The sequence below is a fragment of the Paenibacillus sp. EB106-06-01-XG199 genome (assembly GCF_058791575.1).
Genome location: NZ_JBYTDQ010000041.1, coordinates 1 through 665 on the forward strand (window position 1 = coordinate 1; position 665 = coordinate 665).

Here is a 665-nt window from a genome sequence, read left to right on the forward strand (position 1 = left end):
GAGGGCGGGTGCAATCCGAGGCCAATCCGGAGCTTGCGCCGGATTCCCGGCGTTTGGCGTATGTGATCTATACCTCGGGGACCACAGGCAACCCGAAAGGGGTCATGATTGAGCATCGCGCGGTCATCAACCGCCTGCAATGGATGCAGAACCGCTACCCGGTCGGAGAAGGGGACGTCATTCTGCAGAAGACGCCGATAACGTTCGACGTTTCGGTGTGGGAGCTGTTCTGGTGGGGGATGACCGGGTCGAAGGTCTGCCTGCTTCCGCCGCAGGGAGAGAAAGATCCGGCGGTGCTGGCCGAAACGATGGAGCGTTACGGGGTCACGGTGATGCATTTTGTGCCGTCGATGCTGAGCGTCTTCCTGGAGCAGGCCGGGCAAGCGTTTAGCCCGGAGAAGCTCGTGAGCTTGCGCCGGGTATTTGCGAGCGGGGAAGCGCTGAAGCCGCAGCATGTGAGCGGGTTCTACAAGTTCATGGAAGGGAGCGGAGCCACGCTTCACAACCTGTACGGGCCGACGGAGGCCACGGTCGATGTCGCGTATTACGACAGCGCTCCGACCTTCGCGGAAGCGGCGGTGCCGATCGGGGGGCCGATTGCCAATACGCAGCTGTACATTGTGAGTGACAACCGGCAGCTGCAGCCGATCGGGGTCGCGGGTGAA

The 665-nt window shown here is 62.3% G+C and carries 1 protein-coding gene; it reads left to right on the plus strand.

Features of this window, described 5'->3' with window-relative positions:
* The coding region (locus tag AC3WT9_RS34625; protein ID WP_492408989.1) for an AMP-binding protein at positions 1-665 on the plus strand (665 nt) is incomplete at both ends.